Consider the following 17,371-nt stretch of genomic DNA (forward strand, 5'->3'; position numbering starts at 1 on the left):
ACTCCTCCCCATCCGCGACGGGTCAGCGTCCCGCGGCGCGCTCCGGCAGCCAGCGGCTGCGGCGCTGGCGGGCGGACCACGCGTAGCGGGTATCGCCGTCGAGGCGGTCGAGATGGTCCGAAAGCCGGTTGCGTTCAAGCCAGGCGAGCGCGGCCTCGAGTTCGGGCAGGGTCATGGTCGCGCGACCCTTGCCGAGCACGCGCTTCAGGACCGCGTTATAGCGATGCGCGAGGTTGCTGCCGCGGGGAACGCGCAGTGACGCCTCGTCTTCCACGGCTTGGCTCGCCACCGCGACGGCCAGCCGCTGGCGCAGGGTCCGCTCCGTGACCGACGGCGGCTCGGGCGCCGGCGCCATCGGGGCGGGTTCGGCGAGGCGCGGACGCAGCAGAGCGTAGCGCAGCCCGATCGCATTGCTCTCCAGCGGCGTGATCCCCCCGGGATCCTCGTCCCGCCACGGGGTCCGCTCCGGCACGAGCGCGGTGGCCGGCCGCTCGCGCTTGGGCCGTACGCTGCTGCCCTGCTCGGTCTCCAGCTCCAGGCGGAACCGGGCGAAGAGCGGGTCGTCCGGGTGGAAGATCAGCGCCTGCTGGAACTCGTAGGGTCCCGCATGCGGATCGACCCGGGTTGCCCGGGCCAGCATCTGCTCGAGCCAGGGCCGGGAGCGGATATGGGTCAGGGCTGCCACCACGGCGACCTCGGGGGCGTCGAGCCCCTCGTAGGCCATCGCCACGGTGACCAGCACGGCCGGCTCCGCGGTCAGGCGGAACGCCGCCAGGGCCGCATGGGCATCGCCCTGCCCCGACGTTGCCAGGCGGACGTCGCGCTCGCCCTGCCCGGCCGGCATCCAGCTCCGCAAGGTCGTCAGGTAGGCGCGCGCGCTGGCCTGGTCCGGGGCGACCACTAGGAGCTTGCCGAGTCCCCGTGCCATCTCGCCGGCCGGCAGGTCGCGTTCGAGCCGGCGCCGAGCGCGCAGGCGCTTGGTGGCGAAAAAGGATTCGCTGAGGAGATCCCGGGCGAAGCCGGTTCGCAGGGCCGTGAACAGGGCCGGCCGGGTGGTGACCCGCACCGAGCCGGCGCCCAGCCGGTGCGGCCCGACCCGGGGGCTGTCGCCCGCGATGCGGCCGCCTTCGAGCCAGCTCGCCTCGCCGTCGATCGCCCCGAAGGTGACCGGGAGCACCGCCCGCTCGGCCAGCGCCTGCGAACGCGAGTAGCCGATCACCGCGAGCCCCGGCGCTTCCAGCTCCAGTTCCGGCCCGCGACCGAGGGCGGACGGCCGGTAGGGCAGGCCGAGGATGCGCCGCCCGTCCGCCCGCTCCAGGGTGCCGGACAGGAACAGGCCGATCTCGGCCGCCTCCATCACGGGCAGCATCGCCCGGGACCACGCCCCGGCCTCGGCCTCCTCGGTGGAGGATTCCTCCGCGCCGGGACGTCCCGGGACCGGCAGGTGGTGGACCTCGTCGACCACCAGCAGGGTGCGGTGGGCCCGCGCCTCCGCGAGGTGCAGCGCCGGGGCAGCCGCCACCGCCTGATAGGTGGTGACGTAGCCGGCCAGGCCCCGGGCGGGATCGCGCTCGTTGTCGGCCGCGCGCACGCTGAGCGCATGCCCGAACGTCGCCCGCCAAAGCGGATCGGCGAAGGCCTCCTCGGCCTGGAGGCGCAGGGAGTCCCGCGGCACCACCCAGACCACGCGGTCCACCCGGCCCGCGGCGATCAGCGTATGCGCCGCAATCACCGGGAGCAGCGACTTGCCGCCGCCAGGCGTCACCGCCGCCAGGATCTTCTGGACATGCCCCGCCTGCCCGCTCGCCATGGCCGCGACGAGGGCCATCAACGTACGCTGGTGCGACCGCAGGGACGGGGCGGGACGGGTCAAGGGCCGGCGAAGCAGGGCGACATCGGCGCACCGTGGCCGATCCGGATTCCTTTGTGAATCCCTCGGGACACGGAACGTTCGCGTTTTCTTCCCGGGCGCTGAGGTCGCTGGCGCAGGTTCTTTCAGATTGAGCCGCTGCGCGGGGCATCCCATGTTGAATTCCGGGCCGCATTCCGCACGGCCGCTTTCCCGGCATGTGGAGCGGAGCGGAACCTGATCCGGGACCCAGCACCGCATGCGCCGCGCAGCGGTTCGGCTCCCTCAACCCCGCAGAAGTGTCGTAAACCCAGCCCGGGAGGCGGGATCCGGCCACGACAAGCGTTGACACCCGGCCAGCCCCTCACCATAAGGGCGCCGCGGGTGAGAAACCTGCCTTGGGGGAATGTCCCGAGCGGCAAAGGGGGCGGACTGTAAATCCGCTGCGTAAGCTTCGTAGGTTCGAGTCCTACTTCCCCCACCAAGCTTTCTGAAGATCCTGCCCGATCATACCTGCTTCGCCAGGGCCGCCTCGATGCGCGCGGCGGCCGCGGCCGAGAATCCCTTTCCGGCCAGCCCCTGCCCAGCGGCCGCCTGTCCGGTGAGGTTGCGCCGCTTGCCCTCCGGCAGGTGCGTCTTGCGCAGGGCGTGCGCGTCGCGGTGGCTGGCATGAGTGATCGCGATGGCCAGCGCGTCGGCGGCGTCGGCGACACGGAATTCGGCCTTCGGGAGCAGGAAGCGGACCATCGCCTGGATCTGCACCTTCTCGGCGTGGCCGGAGCCCGCCACGGTCTTCTTGATCAGGTTGGCGGCGTACTCGAACACCGGGAGGCCGGCGAGCGCCGGCACCACCAGCGCCATGGCCCGGGCATGGCCCAGCTTGAGTGTAGCCTGGGCGTCCTTGTTGACGAAGGTCTCCTCCACGGCGACCTCGTCGGGTGTCTGCGCCGCCACGATGCGCCCGATCCCTTCGAACAGCTCGCGCAGGCGCAGCGCCAGCGGCAGGTCGCCGTCCGAGGTGACGACCCCGCAATCGCCGTAGCTCAGCTTGCTGCCCTGCGCGGTGATCAGGCCCCAGCCGGTGCGGCGGAGCCCCGGGTCGATCCCCAGGATGCGGACGATGCTGCTCATGACGCTCCAGGGCTTTTTGTCTCGTCCATCGTCGTGTTCCGAAAGGCGGCCGCATCCTATCGGCCGTCCGCCCTCGACGATCGGCCCGAGCGTGCCGTACGTATCGTGAACGCCTGGTTTCACCAAGGGACCGGGATTCAGGGAGCCCGACCATGAGCGCGTCAGCACCGATCAGCCGCTTCCCGGTGCCGAAGCTGTCCGAGATGCCCGAGGATCTGCGCGCCCGCATCGCCCTGGTGCAGGAGAAGGCGGGCTTCGTGCCCAACATCTTCCTGGCGTTGGCGCACCGCCCGGACGAGTTCCGCGCCTTCATGGCCTATCACGACGCGCTGATGGACAAGCCCGGCGGCCTGACCAAGGCCGAGCGCGAGATGATCGTGGTCGCCACCAGCGCGGCCAACAACTGCCTCTACTGCGTGATCGCCCACGGGGCGATCCTGCGGGTCCGCGCCAAGAACCCGCTGCTCGCCGACCAGGTCGCGGTCGCCTACGCCAAGGCCGACATCACCCCGCGCCAGCGCGCGATGCTGGCCTTCGCGCTCAAGGTGGCCCAGGCGGCCCACACGGTCGAGGCCGAAGACCATGACGTGCTGGCGGGCCACGGCTTCAGCCCCGACGACATCTGGGACGTCGCCGCGATCACCGCATTGTTCGCCCTGTCGAACCGGCTGGCCAGCGTGACGGATCTGCGGCCCAACGACGAGTTCTACACGATGGGGCGATGAGGCGCCCTCACCCCCGCCGCCCGAGCAAAATGATTGCCGTGCCGGCGAGGCAGACGGCGCTGCCGGCGAGGTCCCAGCGGTCCGGCCGCTGCCCTTCCGCGAGCCACAACCACAGCACCGAGGCGGCCACGTAGACTCCGCCATAAGCCGCGAAGGCGCGCCCCGCCGCCGGGCTGTCCACCAGGGTCAGCAGGCCGGCGAACGCCACCAGGGAGGCGGTCCCCGGCAGCGCCCACCAGGCCGAGCGGCCGAGCCGGAGCCAGGCCCAGAAGGCGAAGCATCCAGCGATTTCCGCGAGGGCGGCGCCGGCATAGACGAGGAGCGTCATCGCACGAGCCTTGGCATGGGTATCGACCAGGGGCGAGGTGAGATGGACAAGCGGGCGACGCCGCATCCTCGGAAAACCTTACCCCGAAGTGCAAGATGCTCACGCGCGCAAGATCGGCTAAGACCTGTCCCGATCGCTTCCGCGTGCTTCCCGGGCCCCGCCCGATCCACCACCCCGGCCATGTCAGACCCGATCGAGACCGCCCGCCTCCAGGTCCTCCACAGCTACGGTATCCTCGATACGCCGCGCGAGCCGGCCTTCGACGACATCGTCACGCTGGCTACGCAGATCTGCGCGGTGCCGGTGGGCCTCGTCAGCCTCGTCGCGGCCGACCGGCAATGGTTCAAGGCTCAATGCGGCTTCCCATCCTGCGAGACGCCCTTGAGCCAGTCGGTCTGCGCCCATGCGCTGACCGCCGAGGACGGGCTGCTGGTGATCCCCGACCTGACGGCCGATCCGCGCACCCGCGAGAACACGCTGGTGACGGAAACGCCGTTCATCCGGTTCTATGCCGGGGCTGTGCTGCGGACCGATGACGGCGTCTCGCTCGGAACCCTGTGCGTGATCGACACGAAACCTCGGCCGGACGGGCTGAAGCCGGATCAGGCCTTCGCACTGCGGGCCCTGGCGCGGCAGGTGATGGCGCAGCTCGAACTGCGCCGCGCGGTCCGGGAGCGGGAGGCGGCGCTGGCGGCCGAGCGCCTGGTCCGCGACGCCCTGGCGGTCTCCGAGGAGCGTTACCGCCTCTCGTCGCGGGCGACCACGGACCTGATCTGGGACTGGAACCCGCAGACGGGCCGGATCCACTGGGATGACGGGTTGTCGGCGCTGTACGGATTTCAGCCGGGCGAGATCGAACCCAGCAACGACTGGTGGTACGCGCACATCCATCCCGAGGATCGCGACCGCGTTCGCCGCAGCGTCCAGGCGGCCATCGACGGCGCACCCCTGCGCTGGAGCGAGGGATACCGTTTCCGGCGGGCCGACGGGAGCTATGCCACCGTCCTCAACCGGGCGATCATCGTCCGGGGCTCGGAGGGCAGGGCCACCCGAATGACCGGCGTGATGCTGGATGCGACCCAGCAGGCCGAGGCCGACGCCCACCGCGAGATGCTCAGCCAGGAACTCAGCCATCGGCTGAAGAACACCCTGGCGATGGTCCAGGCAATTGCCTCGCAGACCCTGCGCGACGCCCCCGACGTCGCGTCGGCCCGCGACGCCCTGCTGCAGCGCCTGCTGGCGCTCGGCAAGGCGCACGATATCCTGCTCGCCGGCAATGCCGAGCGGGCCGGCATGGAGGCGGTGATCCGCGGCGCGCTGGCGCTCCACGACAACGCCCGCGCCGGCCGGCTGCGGATCGAGGGGCCGCCCCTCGACATCGGGCCGAAGGCGGCCCTCGCCCTGGCGCTGATGATCCACGAGCTGGCGACCAACGCGGCGAAGTTCGGGGCCCTCTCGGCGGCAGCCGGCGCTGTCGGCGTCACCTGGCAGATCGAGACCCGGGACGACAATCCGCACCTTCGGCTCAGCTGGGCCGAGTCCGGTGGGCCTCCGGTGACCGCGCCGTCGCGCAAGGGGTTCGGAACCCGCCTGATCGAGCGCGCCTTCGCGGGCACGGTCGCCGGGGACGTCGCCTTGGAGTACCGGGAGACCGGTCTGCTCTGCGTCCTCACCGCGCCGCTGGCGGGTTTCCAGGGCAAGGATGGAATTCTGAACTGACGCGCGGCCCTGCGCGTCGTTAAGTCCCCGACAATAAAATACCGGTCGAGTGAGGCGATGAGCGCGCGCGACACGGCAGACGACCTGATCCTGATTCCCGGCGACGCGCGCCTGCGCGAGGTGGTCCATGCCTGGGCCGACGGGCTGGCGCGGGAGCGGCGGATGTCGCACAACACCGTCGAGGCCTACAGCCGGGACCTGCGCCAGTTCCTGGTCCACCTGGCCTCGCGCTTCGGCACCCCGACCATTCCGATGCTGGTGGCCCTGAAGGTCCGCGACATCCGCGCCTTCATGGCCGCCCGCCGGGCCGACGAGGTATCCGGACGCTCGCTGATGCGGATGCTGGCGGGCTTGCGCTCGTTCGGGCGCTTCCTGGAGCGCGAGGGCTACGGCAGCGTCTCGGCGCTCGGCGGCGTGCGTGCGCCCAAGGTCCCGCGCCGGCTGCCCCGGCCGATGCCCGTCGCCGCCGCGGTGGCGCTCACCGACACGGCCATCCGGGCCGGCGAGGAGCGCGCGCCGTGGGTGCTGGCCCGGGACGCCGCCGTCCTCGCCTTGCTCTACGGCGCCGGCCTGCGCATCTCCGAGGCCCTCGGCCTCACCCGGCGCGACGCCCCGCTCCCAGGCAGCGATCAGGTCACGGTGCTCGGCAAGGGCGGCAAGCAGCGCATGGTGCCGATCCTGCCCGTGGTGGCGCGGGCGGTGGCCGACTACGTCGCCGCCTGCCCGCTGCCGCTGCCGCCGGAGGGGCCGCTCTTCGTGGGGGCCCGCGGCGGGCCGCTCTCGCCGCGCATCATCCAGTACACGGTGGCCCGCGCCCGGGGGGCGCTCGGCCTGCCCGAAAGTGCGACGCCCCATGCCCTGCGCCACTCCTTCGCGACGCATCTGCTCGCCCGCCAGGGCGAGTTGCGGGCGATCCAGGAACTGCTCGGCCACGCCTCCCTGTCGACCACGCAGCTCTATACCCAGGTCGACGCCGCCCGGCTGATGAGCGCCTACACGGCGGCGCATCCGCGGGCGGGCCGGTGATCTAGACTGTCGGTGATAGTGCAAGTTGCTATTCTTATGGGTTGTCCGTTCGAATAATCCGTAGACTGAGCTTATTAGGCTGCTTTTTAAGGGCTTCGTCATCACCTGCATCCATGATCCGGATTGGGGGATGCGAGTGTCGGGGCATGGCCATGGAGCTTGATCAGGCGGGGTCGCCGGCGCGTGTCGCAATCGCGGATTGCGATGCGGGACGCCGCGCCGCCCTGCGGGCAATCGTCGAACGCTTCGACTCCCGCGCCGTGATCGACGAGGCCACGTCGGGTCAGGCGCTGTGCGACATCCTTCTGAAGAAACGCCCGAGCCTCGCCTTCGTGGGGCTCCAGCTCGCCGACCTGAGCGGGCCCGAGGCGGTCGCGGTCGCACGCCGGGCCGGTGCCGAGCCGCCCTGCCTGGTCCTGGTCGCCAACCGGGTGCTGCCGCACTGGCAGGAGATCGCCCAGAGCCTCGGCGCCTACGAGGTGCTGAAGACGCCGCTCGACCCGGGCCATATCGAGCCATTGCTGCATGCCGATGCCCGCCGCCGCACCCCGACCCGGGCGCTGCTGGCCTGCTCGTCCCCCGCCGGGCGGACCGCGATCAGCCGGGTGGTGGCCCGCAGCGGCTTCGCAATCGAACTCGAAGAGACCAATTGCGGCCACCATGCCCTGAGCCAGCTCAAGCTCCGTGCCTACGATTTCGCGTTCCTCGACGTGAAGCTCGGTGGCATCGAAGGGATGGAACTCGCCTGTCAGATCCAGCCCCTCGGGCTGCCGACACGGATCACCCTGCTGACCACGTCGGAGCTGGAGCCGATCGCACAGGCCGGGCGCTACTTCGGGGTCGATGCGGTGCTGCGGATGCCGTTCTACGCCCGCGACATCGACCTGGCGCTGCACAACGCCCTGGGCTTGCGCCGGCCGTATCTCCTGAACGCCCTGACGGCGCCGCCGGCCCCAAGCGCGCTCCTGCGGATCGCGGACCTCCCGAACGCCCGGCGCAAGATCGCCTGATCCCGCGCCGGATCGGCTGGACCGGTCAGACGTGGATGGCGCGCTTGGACACGGCCAGGGCTGCCTCCTTGACCGCCTCGGTCAGCGTGGGATGCGCGTGGCAGGTGCGGGCGATATCCTCGGACGAGGCGCCGAACTCCATCGCCACCGCGACCTCGGCGATCAGGTTGCCGGCATCCGCGCCCACGATGTGCACGCCGAGAACCCGGTCGGTCTGCGCGTCGGCCAGCACCTTGACGAACCCGTCCGTGGTGCCGTTCGCCTTGGCGCGGCCGTTGGCCGTGAACGGGAATTTGCCGACATTGTAGGCGATGCCGTCCTTGGTCAGCTCCTCCTCGGTCTTGCCGACCGAGGCCACCTCCGGGAACGTGTAGACCACGTTCGGGATAACGCCGTAATTGACGTGGCCTGACTGGCCGGCCAGCATCTCGGCGATGGCGACGCCCTCGTCCTCCGCCTTGTGGGCCAGCATCGGCCCCGCGATCACGTCGCCGATCGCGTAGATGCCCGTGACGTTGGTGGCGTAGTGGGAATCCGTGAGGATCCGGCCCTTGTCGTCGCGCTGCACGCCCACGGTGTCCAGCCCGAGACCCTCGGTGTAGGGCACCCGGCCGATCGCCACGAGGACCACGTCCGCCTGCACGGTCTCGGTCGCGCCGCCCGCTGCCGGCTCAACGCTGACGCTGGCGCCCTTCTTGCCGACCTCGACGCCGGTCACCTTGGTCGACAGCTTGAACTGGATGCCCTGCTTGGTCAGGATCCGCTGGAACTGCTTGCCGACCTCGCCGTCCATGCCGGGCAGCACCCGGTCGAGGTATTCCACCACGGTGACTTCGGCGCCGAGCCGGCGCCAGACCGAGCCCAGTTCCAGGCCGATCACCCCGGCGCCGATGACCAGGAGCTTCTTCGGCACCCGGTCGAGCTCCAAGGCGCCCGTGGAGGAGACCACGACCGTCTCGTCGATGGTCACGCCCGGAAGGCGCGTCACGTCGGATCCGGTGGCGATGACGATGCTCTTGGTCTCGAGCATCTGGTTGCCGCCATCCTCGGACACGACCTCGACCCGGCCGGCGCCCGCGATCCTGCCGGTGCCGTGGAAGGTGTCGACCTTGTTCTTCTTGAGCAGGAACTCGACGCCCTTGGTGTTGCCGGCGACGCCCTCAGCCTTGAAGCTCATCATCTTCTTGAGATCGAGCTTCACGCCGCTCACCTCGATGCCGAGATCGGCGAAATGCTTGGTCGCCTCCTCGAACGCCTCGGAGGCGTGCAGCAGTGCCTTCGACGGGATGCAGCCGACATTGAGGCAGGTACCGCCGTGGGTCGCCCGCTTCTCGACCACGGCGGTCCGCAGGCCGAGCTGCGCCGCGCGGATCGCGCAGACGTAGCCGCCTGGGCCGGTGCCGATGACGACGAGATCGTAGGACATGAGAGTTCGCTTCCGGTCGGTCATGCCGCCTGGGGCGGTCGAAGAGAAGAGAGGTGTCGGGGGCGGCTCAGCGGCCGCCGGCGACGTCGAGGATGGCACCCGTGGTGTAGGCGGCCTCCTCCGAGAGCAGCCACGCGATCGGCGCGGCGACCTCCTCGGCGGTGCCGGCGCGGCCCATCGGGACGGCGGGCCCGAGGCGTTCGACCCGGTCGGGCTCGCCGCCGCTGGCATGGATCTCGGTGGCGATGATGCCGGGCGCCACCGCGTTGACGCGGATGCCCTCTCCGGCGACCTCCCGGGCGAGCCCGGTGGTCAGCGAGTCGATCGCGCCCTTCGAGGCGGCGTAGTCGACGAACTGGCCGGGGCCACCGAGCCGGGCCGCGACGGAGGACAGGTTGACGATGGCGCCCCCTGCCCCGCCACGCTTGGTCGACATGCGCCGCACGGCCTCGCGGGCACACAGGAAGCTCCCGACCACGTTGGTGGTCATCATGCGCTGGAGCCGGGCCGCGCTCATGTCGGCCACGTCGGATTTCATATCGACCACGCCCGCGTTGTTCACGAGCGCCGCGAGCCGGCCGAGCCCGTCCGCGGCCTGGAACAGCGCCAGCACGTCGGCCTCGACGCCGACATCGCTGCGCACGGCCAGCGCCTTGCCGCCCTTGGCGGTGATCGCATCCACCACCGCCTGTGCCGCGGCCGTGTCCGACACGTAACTCAGGCATATCGCGTAGCCGCGCTCGGCGAGCAGCAGCGATACCGCCCGCCCGATGCCGCGGCTGCCGCCCGTGACGATGGCGACGTTGGGTCTGTTCATGGGCTCACTCATGCGGCTGCCGCGTGGGCCGACTCGTAGCGGCTCGCGAGAACCTCGACGATCTGGGTCTCGATCCGGATCCGTGCGGTGTCGGGGCAGAAACCGATCTCGCGCCCGACAGCGTCGAGTTTCCAGCCGAAGGTCCGTCCGTGATCGCCGACAGCGACGGTTCGGGAAAAGGCTTCGTCCTCGAGCGGCGCGAAGATCGCGCCCGTCGTAATGGAGTCCGAAAAGTCCAGAATGCCCGCGATGCCGTCATCGAACGTGACGCGGAGAGCCGGATAATGAAGAGGCTCCACGGCGGCGATCCGATGCGACGTCATTCGATCATTCCCCCGTTGTAGCGACCGGCCCGGATCTCTCGCCAGACATAGGAAACCTGTTCGCGGTTGGCATCCAGCCACGCCCGGATGTCCTTGTCCTTCGCACGCGGCAAAGCCCCGCTGAGGACTTCGCCCGTGATGATCGAATGCTTCGCCTCCTGGCCGGACAAGAATGCGTGCAGATGTGGCGGCAGATGATCGTTGAGACAGATCGTGATCCGAACGCCCTCGACGATGGCGATCGTCGGCCGCGATCAGCGAGACTTTCCAATTGAGGCCACGATCATTCCCCCGCCAAACCGGATCACAGGTCCAGCACGAGCCGGGCCGGATCCTCCAGCGCCTCCTTGACCCGCACCAGGAAGGTCACGGCCTCCTTACCGTCCACGATCCGGTGATCGTATGACAGTGCGAGGTACATCATCGGCCGCGCCTCGATCTTGCCGGCGCGGACCACCGGGCGCTCCTCGATGCGGTGCATGCCGAGGATGCCCGATTGCGGGGCGTTGAGGATCGGGGTCGACATCAGCGAGCCGTAGATGCCGCCGTTGGTGATCGTGAAGGTGCCGCCCTGCATGTCCTCGATGGACAGCTTGCCGTCGCGGGCCTTCTTGCCGAAGCCGGCGATCGTCTTCTCGACGCCGGCGATCGACAGGTCGTCGGCGTTGCGCACCACCGGCACGACCAGGCCCTTATCGGTACCGACCGCGATGCCGATGTGGTAATAGTTTTTGTAGACGAGGTCCTGCCCGTCGATCTCGGCATTGACCGCGGGCACGTCCTTGAGGGCGCCGATCACCGCCTTGGTGAAGAAGCCCATGAAGCCGAGCTTGGTGCCGTGCTTCTTCTCGAAGATGTCCTTGTATTGGCTGCGGAGCGCCATCACGGCCGACATGTCGACGTCGTTAAACGTCGTCAGCATCGCAGCAGTGTCCTGCGCGTCCTTGAGGCGGCGCGCGATGGTCTGGCGCAGCTTCGTCATGCGCACGCGCTCCTCGCGCGCGGCATCGTCCGGCGCCGAGGGCGCGCGCGGCGGGGTCGGGCGGGCCTCCCTGGCGGGGGCGGCCGGGGCCGGGCTCGGGCCCTTGGAGATCGCGCCGAGCATGTCGCCCTTGGTCACGCGGCCGTCCTTGCCGGAGCCGTTGATGCCGGAGGGATCGACGCCGCTCTCGCGGGCGAGCTTGGCCACCGCCGGGCCGTTGTCGCCGGTCGGGCGCTGGGAGGCTGGGGCTCCGGCGTCGCCGTGGTTGCCGTAGCCGGCGGACGATTCCCGGGCGGGCGCCTCGGACTTCGCGGGGGCGGCCGGCTTCGGCGCCTCGCTGCGGCTCTCGGACTTGGTCTCGGCGGCCTCCTTCGGGGCCTCCTTGGCGGCGGCCTTCTTGCCGCCGCCGGAGGCCGCAGCGGCACCGGCCTCGACGATCGAGCCGAGCAGCGCGCCGGGCTCCACCGTCTCACCGTCCTTGACCAGGATCTCGCCGAGCTGGCCGGCCGCCGGAGCGTTGACCTCCAGGGTGACCTTGTCGGTCTCGAGCTCGACGATCGGCTCATCGACCGCGACCGTGTCGCCGGGCTTCTTGAACCAGCGGCCGATGGTGGCCTCGGTCACGGATTCGCCGAGCGTCGGGACGAGGATGTCGGTAGCCATGGTCTTTCGCACTTCCGGATCGGTTGGGCCGTGCCGGACGGCCTGGAATTGTTGAGGGCGGCGGCGCCCGGGCGGATGACCGCCGGGCTCCATAAAATCAGACCGCCAGCGCCTCGTTGAGGAACGCCTGGAGCTGGGCCTGGTGCTTGGACATCTGGCCCACGGCCGTGGACGCGGAGGCCGGACGGCCGACGTAGCGGGCGCGCTTCACCGCGGAGCCGGCCTGGCCGAGCACCCATTCGAGGTAGGGCTCGACGAAGGACCAGGCGCCCATGTTCTTGGGCTCCTCCTGGCACCAGACCACGTCCGCGTTGCGGAACCGGCCCATCTCGTTGGCGAGTGCCTTGAGCGGGAACGGGTAGAGCTGCTCGACGCGCATCAGGTAGACGTCGTTCAGGCCGCGCTTCTCGCGCTCCTCCAGCAGGTCGTAATAGACCTTGCCGGAGCACAGGACGACGCGGCGGATCTTGTCGTCGCGCACCAACTTGTTGGGCGCGCCCTCCTCCTCGGCATCGTCCCACAGGACGCGGTGGAAGGTCGAACCCTCGGCCAGCGCGTCGAGCGTCGAGACCGCCCGCTTGTGGCGCAGCAGCGACTTCGGCGTCATCAGCACCAGCGGCTTGCGGAAGTCCCGCTTCAGCTGCCGGCGCAGGATGTGGAAGTAGTTGGCCGGGGTGGTGACGTTGGCCACCTGCATGTTGTCCTCGGCGCAGGCCTGGAGGTAGCGCTCCAGGCGGGCGGAGGAATGCTCGGGGCCCTGGCCCTCGTAGCCGTGCGGCAGCAGCAGCACGAGGCCGGACATGCGCAGCCACTTGCGCTCGCCGCTCGCGATGAACTGGTCCATCACCACCTGGGCGCCGTTGGCGAAGTCGCCGAACTGCGCCTCCCACAGGACCAGGGCGTTCGGCTCGGCCAGCGAGTAGCCGTACTCGAAGCCGAGCACCGCCTCCTCGGAGAGCATCGAGTTGATGATCTCGATCGAGGCCTGGCCGTCGCGGATGGCGTTGAGCGGCGTGAAGCGCTGCTCGTTCTCCTGGTCGATCACAACGGCGTGGCGCTGCGAGAAGGTGCCGCGCTCGACGTCCTGGCCGGAGAGCCGGACCCGGTTGCCGTCGAGCAGGGTCGCCCCGAAGGCCAGGGCCTCGGCGGTCGCCCAGTCGATGCCGGCGCCGGTCTCCACCGCCTTGGCGCGGTTGTCCATGAACCGCTGGATGGTCCGGTGCAGGTGGAAGCCGGGGGGCGCCTGGGTGATCTTGCGGCCGATCTCCTGCAGGGTCTCGGCCGGCACCGCGGTGCGTCCGCGGCGCGGGTCGTCGACGTCCTCGTGCACGGCCTTGAAGCCGGACCAGCGGCCGTCGAGCCAGTCGGCCTTGTTGGCCTTGTAGTTGGTGGCGACGTCGAGCTCGCTGTCGAGCATCTGGCGGAACTCGGCCTTGCGGGCGTCCAGCGCCGGCTGGTCGAGGGTTCCGTTGTCCACGAGCCGGCGGCCGTAGGTCTCCAGCACCGAGGGATGCTTGCGGATCCGCTGGTACATCTTCGGCTGGGTGAAGGCCGGCTCGTCGCCCTCGTTGTGGCCGAAGCGGCGGTAGCACAGCATGTCGATCACGACCGGCTTGCCGAACTTCTGCCGGTACTCGACCGCCACCTTGGCCGCGAAGGTCACGGCCTCCGGGTCGTCGCCGTTGCAGTGGAAGATCGGCGCCTCGACCATCTTCGCCACGTCCGACGGATAAGGCGAGGAGCGGGAGAACCGCGGGTCGGTGGTGAAGCCGATCTGGTTGTTGATGATGAAGTGCACCGAGCCGCCGGTGCGGTGGCCCTTAAGCCCCGACAGGCCGAAGCATTCCGCGACCACGCCCTGTCCGGCGAAGGCGGCATCGCCGTGGATCAGCAGCGGCAGCACGCTGGCGCGCTGGATATGCGGCTTGGCCCACTGGTCCTGCTTGGCCCGCACCTTACCGAGCACCACCGGATCGACGATCTCGAGGTGGGACGGGTTGGCGGTGAGCGACAGGTGGACGTTGTTGCCGTCGAAGGCGCGGTCGGACGAGGCGCCCAGGTGGTACTTCACGTCGCCCGAGCCCTCGACCTCGGCCGGCGACGCGGAGCCGCCCTTGAACTCGTGGAACACCGCCCGGAACGGCTTCGCCATCACGTTGGTGAGCACGTTGAGCCGGCCCCGGTGCGCCATGCCGAGCACGATCTCGCGCACGCCGAGCGCGCCACCGCGCTTGATGATCTGCTCCAGCGCCGGAATCATCGACTCGCTGCCATCGAGGCCGAAGCGCTTGGTCCCGGTGTACTTCAGGTCCAGGAACTTCTCGAAGCCCTCGGCCTCGATCAGCTTGTTGAGGATCGCCCGACGGCCTTCAGGCGTGAAGGAAATCTCCTTGTCCTTGCCCTCGATGCGCTCCTGGATCCACGCCTTCTCGGCGGGATCGGAGATGTGCATGAACTCGACGCCGAGCGTCTGGCAATAGGTCCGCTCAAGGATGTCGACGATCTCGCGGATCGTCCCGAACTGGAGGCCGAGCACGTTGTCGAGGAAGATCGGGCGATCCCAGTCGGCGTCTTCGGTGAAGCCGTAATGCTGCGGGTGCAGCTCCTCGTGGTCGCCGCGCGGGGCGAGGCCGAGCGGATCGAGCTTGGCATGCAGGTGGCCGCGCATCCGGTAGGAGCGGATCAGCATGATCGCCCGCACCGAATCCTTGGCCGCCTGCTCGACGGACACGCCCGTGGTGGCGGCGACGCTGTCGACCGGCTTGCCGGGCTTGGGCTCCTTGGCGTCCCGGGCGACGATCTTGTCGCCGATCGCCTTCTCGAGCGCGCCCCAATTGCCGTCGAGCGCCGAAACCAGTTCGCCATTCGCCGGCACCGGCCAGTTCGGCTTCTCCCAGGACGCGCCCGCGGCGTTCTTCTCGACGAGTGTCTCGTCCTCGCCCAGGCCCTTGAAGAAGGCCTGCCATTCCGGATCCACCGAGACCGGGTTGCGGGCGTAGGCCGCCTGCAATTCCTCGATGTATGCGGCGTTGGCGCCGTAGAGGAACGAGGTTTCGAGAAGCGCTTCGTTCACGTCCTGGCGTGCCATGGTCCGTTCATCCTGTCGCGCGGGCAGGCCGGCTGCCCTGTCGGCGACCCGCTCGCAGTGCGGATCGCCCTGAAATTGACCCGGGGCGAAAGCGCGCCCCGACGAGGTCGATATGGGTGTCGCGGCCCTGCGCCGGCCGCAACGCAGGCGCGCTGGCCTCAGCCCTTGAGGACGTCGACGAGCGTCGAGCCGAGCCGGGCCGGCGACGGCGAGACACGGATGCCGGCCGCCTCCATTGCGGCAATCTTGTCCTCGGCGCCGCCCTTGCCGCCCGAGATGATCGCGCCGGCATGGCCCATGCGGCGGCCCGGAGGCGCCGTGCGTCCGGCGATGAAGCCGACCATCGGCTTCTTGCGCCCGCGCTTGGCTTCGTCCCGCAGGAACTGCGCAGCCTCCTCCTCGGCCGAGCCGCCGATCTCGCCGATCATCACGATCGACTCGGTCTTCGGGTCCGCCAGGAACAGCTCCAGTACGTCGATGAATTCGGTGCCCTTCACCGGGTCGCCGCCGATGCCCACCGCGGTGGTCTGGCCGAGGCCGGCGTTGGTGGTCTGGAACACGGCCTCGTAGGTCAGCGTGCCCGAGCGCGAGACGATGCCGACCGAGCCCTGGCGGAAGATGTTGGCCGGCATGATGCCGATCTTCGACTGGCCGGCCGTGACGATGCCGGGGCAGTTCGGGCCGACGAGGCGCGACTTCGAGCCGGTCAGTGCCCGCTTAACCCGCACCATGTCGAGCACCGGGATGCCCTCCGTGATGCACACGATCAGCGGGATCTCGGCGGCAATGGCCTCGCAGATCGCGTCGGCGGCGCCGGGCGGCGGCACGTAAACCACCGAGGCGTCGGCGCCGGTGACCTCGCGGGCCTCCGCGACCGTGTCGAACACGGGCAGGCCCAGATGGCTCGCGCCGCCCTTTCCGGGGCTGGTGCCGCCGACCATCTTGGTCCCGTACGCGATGGCCTGCTCGGAGTGGAAGGTCCCGTTCTTGCCGGTGAAACCCTGGCAGATGACCTTGGTGTTCGCGTCGATCATCACCGACATGATCAGGCTCCCTTCACGGCGGCGACGATCTTCTGGGCGGCGTCGTCGAGGTCGTCCGCCGGGATCACGTTGAGGCCGGAGCCCCGGATGATGTCCTTGCCCTCTTCGACGTTGGTGCCTTCCAGGCGCACCACCAGGGGCACCTGCAGGCCCACCGCCTTGACGGCGGCGATGACGCCGCGGGCGATGACGTCGCACTTCATGATCCCGCCGAAGATGTTGACGAGGATGCCCTTCACCTGCGGGTCGGCGGTGATGATCTTGAACGCCGCGGTCACCTTCTCCTCGGAGGCGCCGCCGCCGACGTCGAGGAAGTTGGCCGGGCTCTCGCCGTAGAGCTTGATGATGTCGAGGGTGGCCATGGCCAGACCGGCGCCGTTGACCATGCAGCCGATCGTGCCGTCCAGCGCGATGTAGGCGAGGTCGTATTTCGACGCCTCGATCTCCTTGGCGTCCTCCTCGGTCTCGTCCCGCAGCGCGACGATGTCGGCATGCTTGTAGAGCGCGTTCGAGTCGAACGAGATCTTGGCGTCGAGGCACTTGAGGTGGCCGTCGGCGGTGAGCACCAGCGGGTTGATCTCCAGCATGCTCATGTCCTTGGACACGAACGCCGCGTAGAGCTTCTCGGTGAGCGAGGCGGCTTCCTTGGCCTGGGCGCCGGAAAGGCCCAGCGCCTTGGCGACCGCGCGGCCGTGATGGGGCATCACGCCCGTGGCGGGATCGACCGGGATCGTGTGGATCTTCTCGGGCGTGTCGTGGGCGACCGCCTCGATGTCCATGCCGCCCTCGGTGGAGACCACGAAGGCCACGCCGCCGGTGGCGCGGTCCACCAGCATCGAGAGGTAGAACTCCTCGGCGATCTGGGCGCCCTCCTCGATATAGAGGCGGTTGACCTGCTTGCCGGCCGGCCCGGTCTGGATCGTCACCAGGGTCTGGCCGAGCATCTCGCCGGCGTAAAGCTTCACCTCGTCGATCGACTTGGTGACGCGCACGCCTCCCTTCGCACCCTCCGGGGCGCCTTTGAACGTGCCTTTGCCGCGGCCGCCCGCGTGAATCTGGCTCTTCACGACCCAGACCGGGCCGCCGAGCTCCTTGGCGGCGGCCTCGGCCTCCGACGGATCGAAGATCGGGACGCCGCGGGAGACCGGCAGGCCGAACTCCTTCAAGACGGCCTTGGCCTGGTATTCATGGATGTTCATCGGGACCTCATACGGAGGAGCGAGTAGGGGGTAGCGAATAGC

15 protein-coding genes and 1 tRNA gene are annotated in these 17,371 nt (G+C 69.7%); 5 read left to right on the forward strand and 11 right to left on the reverse strand.

Annotated elements, in window-relative coordinates:
• Positions 1-22 precede the first annotated feature (22 nt).
• Positions 23-1,873, reverse strand: coding sequence for a DEAD/DEAH box helicase (locus ACYQPG_RS22380; protein WP_461231790.1), 1,851 nt, complete (start codon positions 1,871-1,873; stop codon positions 23-25).
• A gap of 376 nt (positions 1,874-2,249) precedes the next feature.
• On the opposite strand from ACYQPG_RS22380, the gene ACYQPG_RS22385 reads away from it, so the two are divergent.
• A tRNA-Tyr gene (locus ACYQPG_RS22385) sits at positions 2,250-2,333 on the forward strand.
• Positions 2,334-2,356: 23 nt separating this feature from the next.
• Here the strand turns inward: ACYQPG_RS22385 and ruvC are convergent.
• Positions 2,357-2,980, reverse strand: a complete 624-nt coding sequence (ruvC, locus tag ACYQPG_RS22390; RefSeq protein ID WP_147940450.1) for a crossover junction endodeoxyribonuclease RuvC — start codon at positions 2,978-2,980, stop codon at positions 2,357-2,359.
• 152 nt (positions 2,981-3,132) lie between these two features.
• Between ruvC and ACYQPG_RS22395 the strand changes: the two genes are divergently transcribed.
• A complete protein-coding gene (locus ACYQPG_RS22395; RefSeq protein ID WP_419830250.1) occupies positions 3,133-3,705 on the forward strand; it encodes a peroxidase-related enzyme in 573 nt (190 codons plus the stop codon).
• A 7-nt stretch (positions 3,706-3,712) separates the two neighbouring features.
• On the opposite strand, the gene ACYQPG_RS22400 is transcribed toward ACYQPG_RS22395, so the two are convergent.
• Complete coding sequence (locus ACYQPG_RS22400; protein WP_147909293.1) at positions 3,713-4,033, reverse strand: YnfA family protein; 321 nt, start codon at positions 4,031-4,033, stop codon at positions 3,713-3,715.
• 180 nt (positions 4,034-4,213) lie between these two features.
• Between ACYQPG_RS22400 and ACYQPG_RS22405 the strand changes: the two genes are divergently transcribed.
• From ACYQPG_RS22405 to ACYQPG_RS22415, 3 genes are all read left to right on the forward strand, one after another.
• Positions 4,214-5,752, forward strand: a complete 1,539-nt coding sequence (locus tag ACYQPG_RS22405) for a PAS domain-containing protein (RefSeq protein WP_187193649.1) — start codon at positions 4,214-4,216, stop codon at positions 5,750-5,752.
• 57 nt (positions 5,753-5,809) lie between these two features.
• Positions 5,810-6,778, forward strand: coding sequence for a tyrosine recombinase XerC (locus ACYQPG_RS22410; protein ID WP_461231791.1), 969 nt, complete (start codon positions 5,810-5,812; stop codon positions 6,776-6,778).
• Between the two features lie 146 nt (positions 6,779-6,924).
• Complete coding sequence (locus ACYQPG_RS22415; protein ID WP_246692373.1) at positions 6,925-7,788, forward strand: response regulator; 864 nt, start codon at positions 6,925-6,927, stop codon at positions 7,786-7,788.
• Between the two features lie 25 nt (positions 7,789-7,813).
• Here ACYQPG_RS22415 and lpdA read toward each other — a convergent pair whose 3' ends face one another.
• From lpdA to sucC, 8 genes are all read right to left on the reverse strand, one after another.
• Positions 7,814-9,214, reverse strand: coding sequence for a dihydrolipoyl dehydrogenase (gene lpdA, locus ACYQPG_RS22420; RefSeq protein WP_147909296.1), 1,401 nt, complete (start codon positions 9,212-9,214; stop codon positions 7,814-7,816).
• A gap of 67 nt (positions 9,215-9,281) precedes the next feature.
• On the reverse strand, positions 9,282-10,031 hold the full coding sequence (locus ACYQPG_RS22425) for an SDR family oxidoreductase (protein ID WP_419830251.1): 750 nt from the start codon (positions 10,029-10,031) through the stop codon (positions 9,282-9,284).
• A gap of 8 nt (positions 10,032-10,039) precedes the next feature.
• Positions 10,040-10,354 carry a DUF2442 domain-containing protein gene (locus ACYQPG_RS22430; protein ID WP_461231792.1) on the reverse strand — a complete coding sequence of 105 codons (315 nt, stop codon included), beginning with the start codon at positions 10,352-10,354 and terminating at the stop codon, positions 10,040-10,042.
• Positions 10,351-10,596, reverse strand: a complete 246-nt coding sequence (locus ACYQPG_RS22435; protein ID WP_147909299.1) for a DUF4160 domain-containing protein — start codon at positions 10,594-10,596, stop codon at positions 10,351-10,353. Before ACYQPG_RS22435 ends, ACYQPG_RS22430 begins: the two co-directional genes overlap by 4 nt.
• A 62-nt stretch (positions 10,597-10,658) precedes the next feature.
• On the reverse strand, positions 10,659-11,999 hold the full coding sequence (gene odhB / locus ACYQPG_RS22440) for a 2-oxoglutarate dehydrogenase complex dihydrolipoyllysine-residue succinyltransferase (RefSeq protein WP_419830253.1): 1,341 nt from the start codon (positions 11,997-11,999) through the stop codon (positions 10,659-10,661).
• Between the two features lie 97 nt (positions 12,000-12,096).
• Positions 12,097-15,087 carry a 2-oxoglutarate dehydrogenase E1 component gene (locus ACYQPG_RS22445; RefSeq protein WP_461231793.1) on the reverse strand — a complete coding sequence of 997 codons (2,991 nt, stop codon included), beginning with the start codon at positions 15,085-15,087 and terminating at the stop codon, positions 12,097-12,099.
• A 158-nt stretch (positions 15,088-15,245) separates the two neighbouring features.
• Positions 15,246-16,130 (reverse strand): succinate--CoA ligase subunit alpha, encoded by an 885-nt coding sequence (gene sucD / locus ACYQPG_RS22450; protein WP_461231794.1) that lies wholly within the window; start codon positions 16,128-16,130, stop codon positions 15,246-15,248.
• 2 nt (positions 16,131-16,132) lie between these two features.
• Positions 16,133-17,329, reverse strand: coding sequence for an ADP-forming succinate--CoA ligase subunit beta (gene sucC, locus ACYQPG_RS22455; protein ID WP_147907335.1), 1,197 nt, complete (start codon positions 17,327-17,329; stop codon positions 16,133-16,135).
• Between the last annotated feature and the right edge of the window lie 42 nt (positions 17,330-17,371).

It is taken from the genome of Methylobacterium sp. CM6246 (assembly GCF_054818005.1).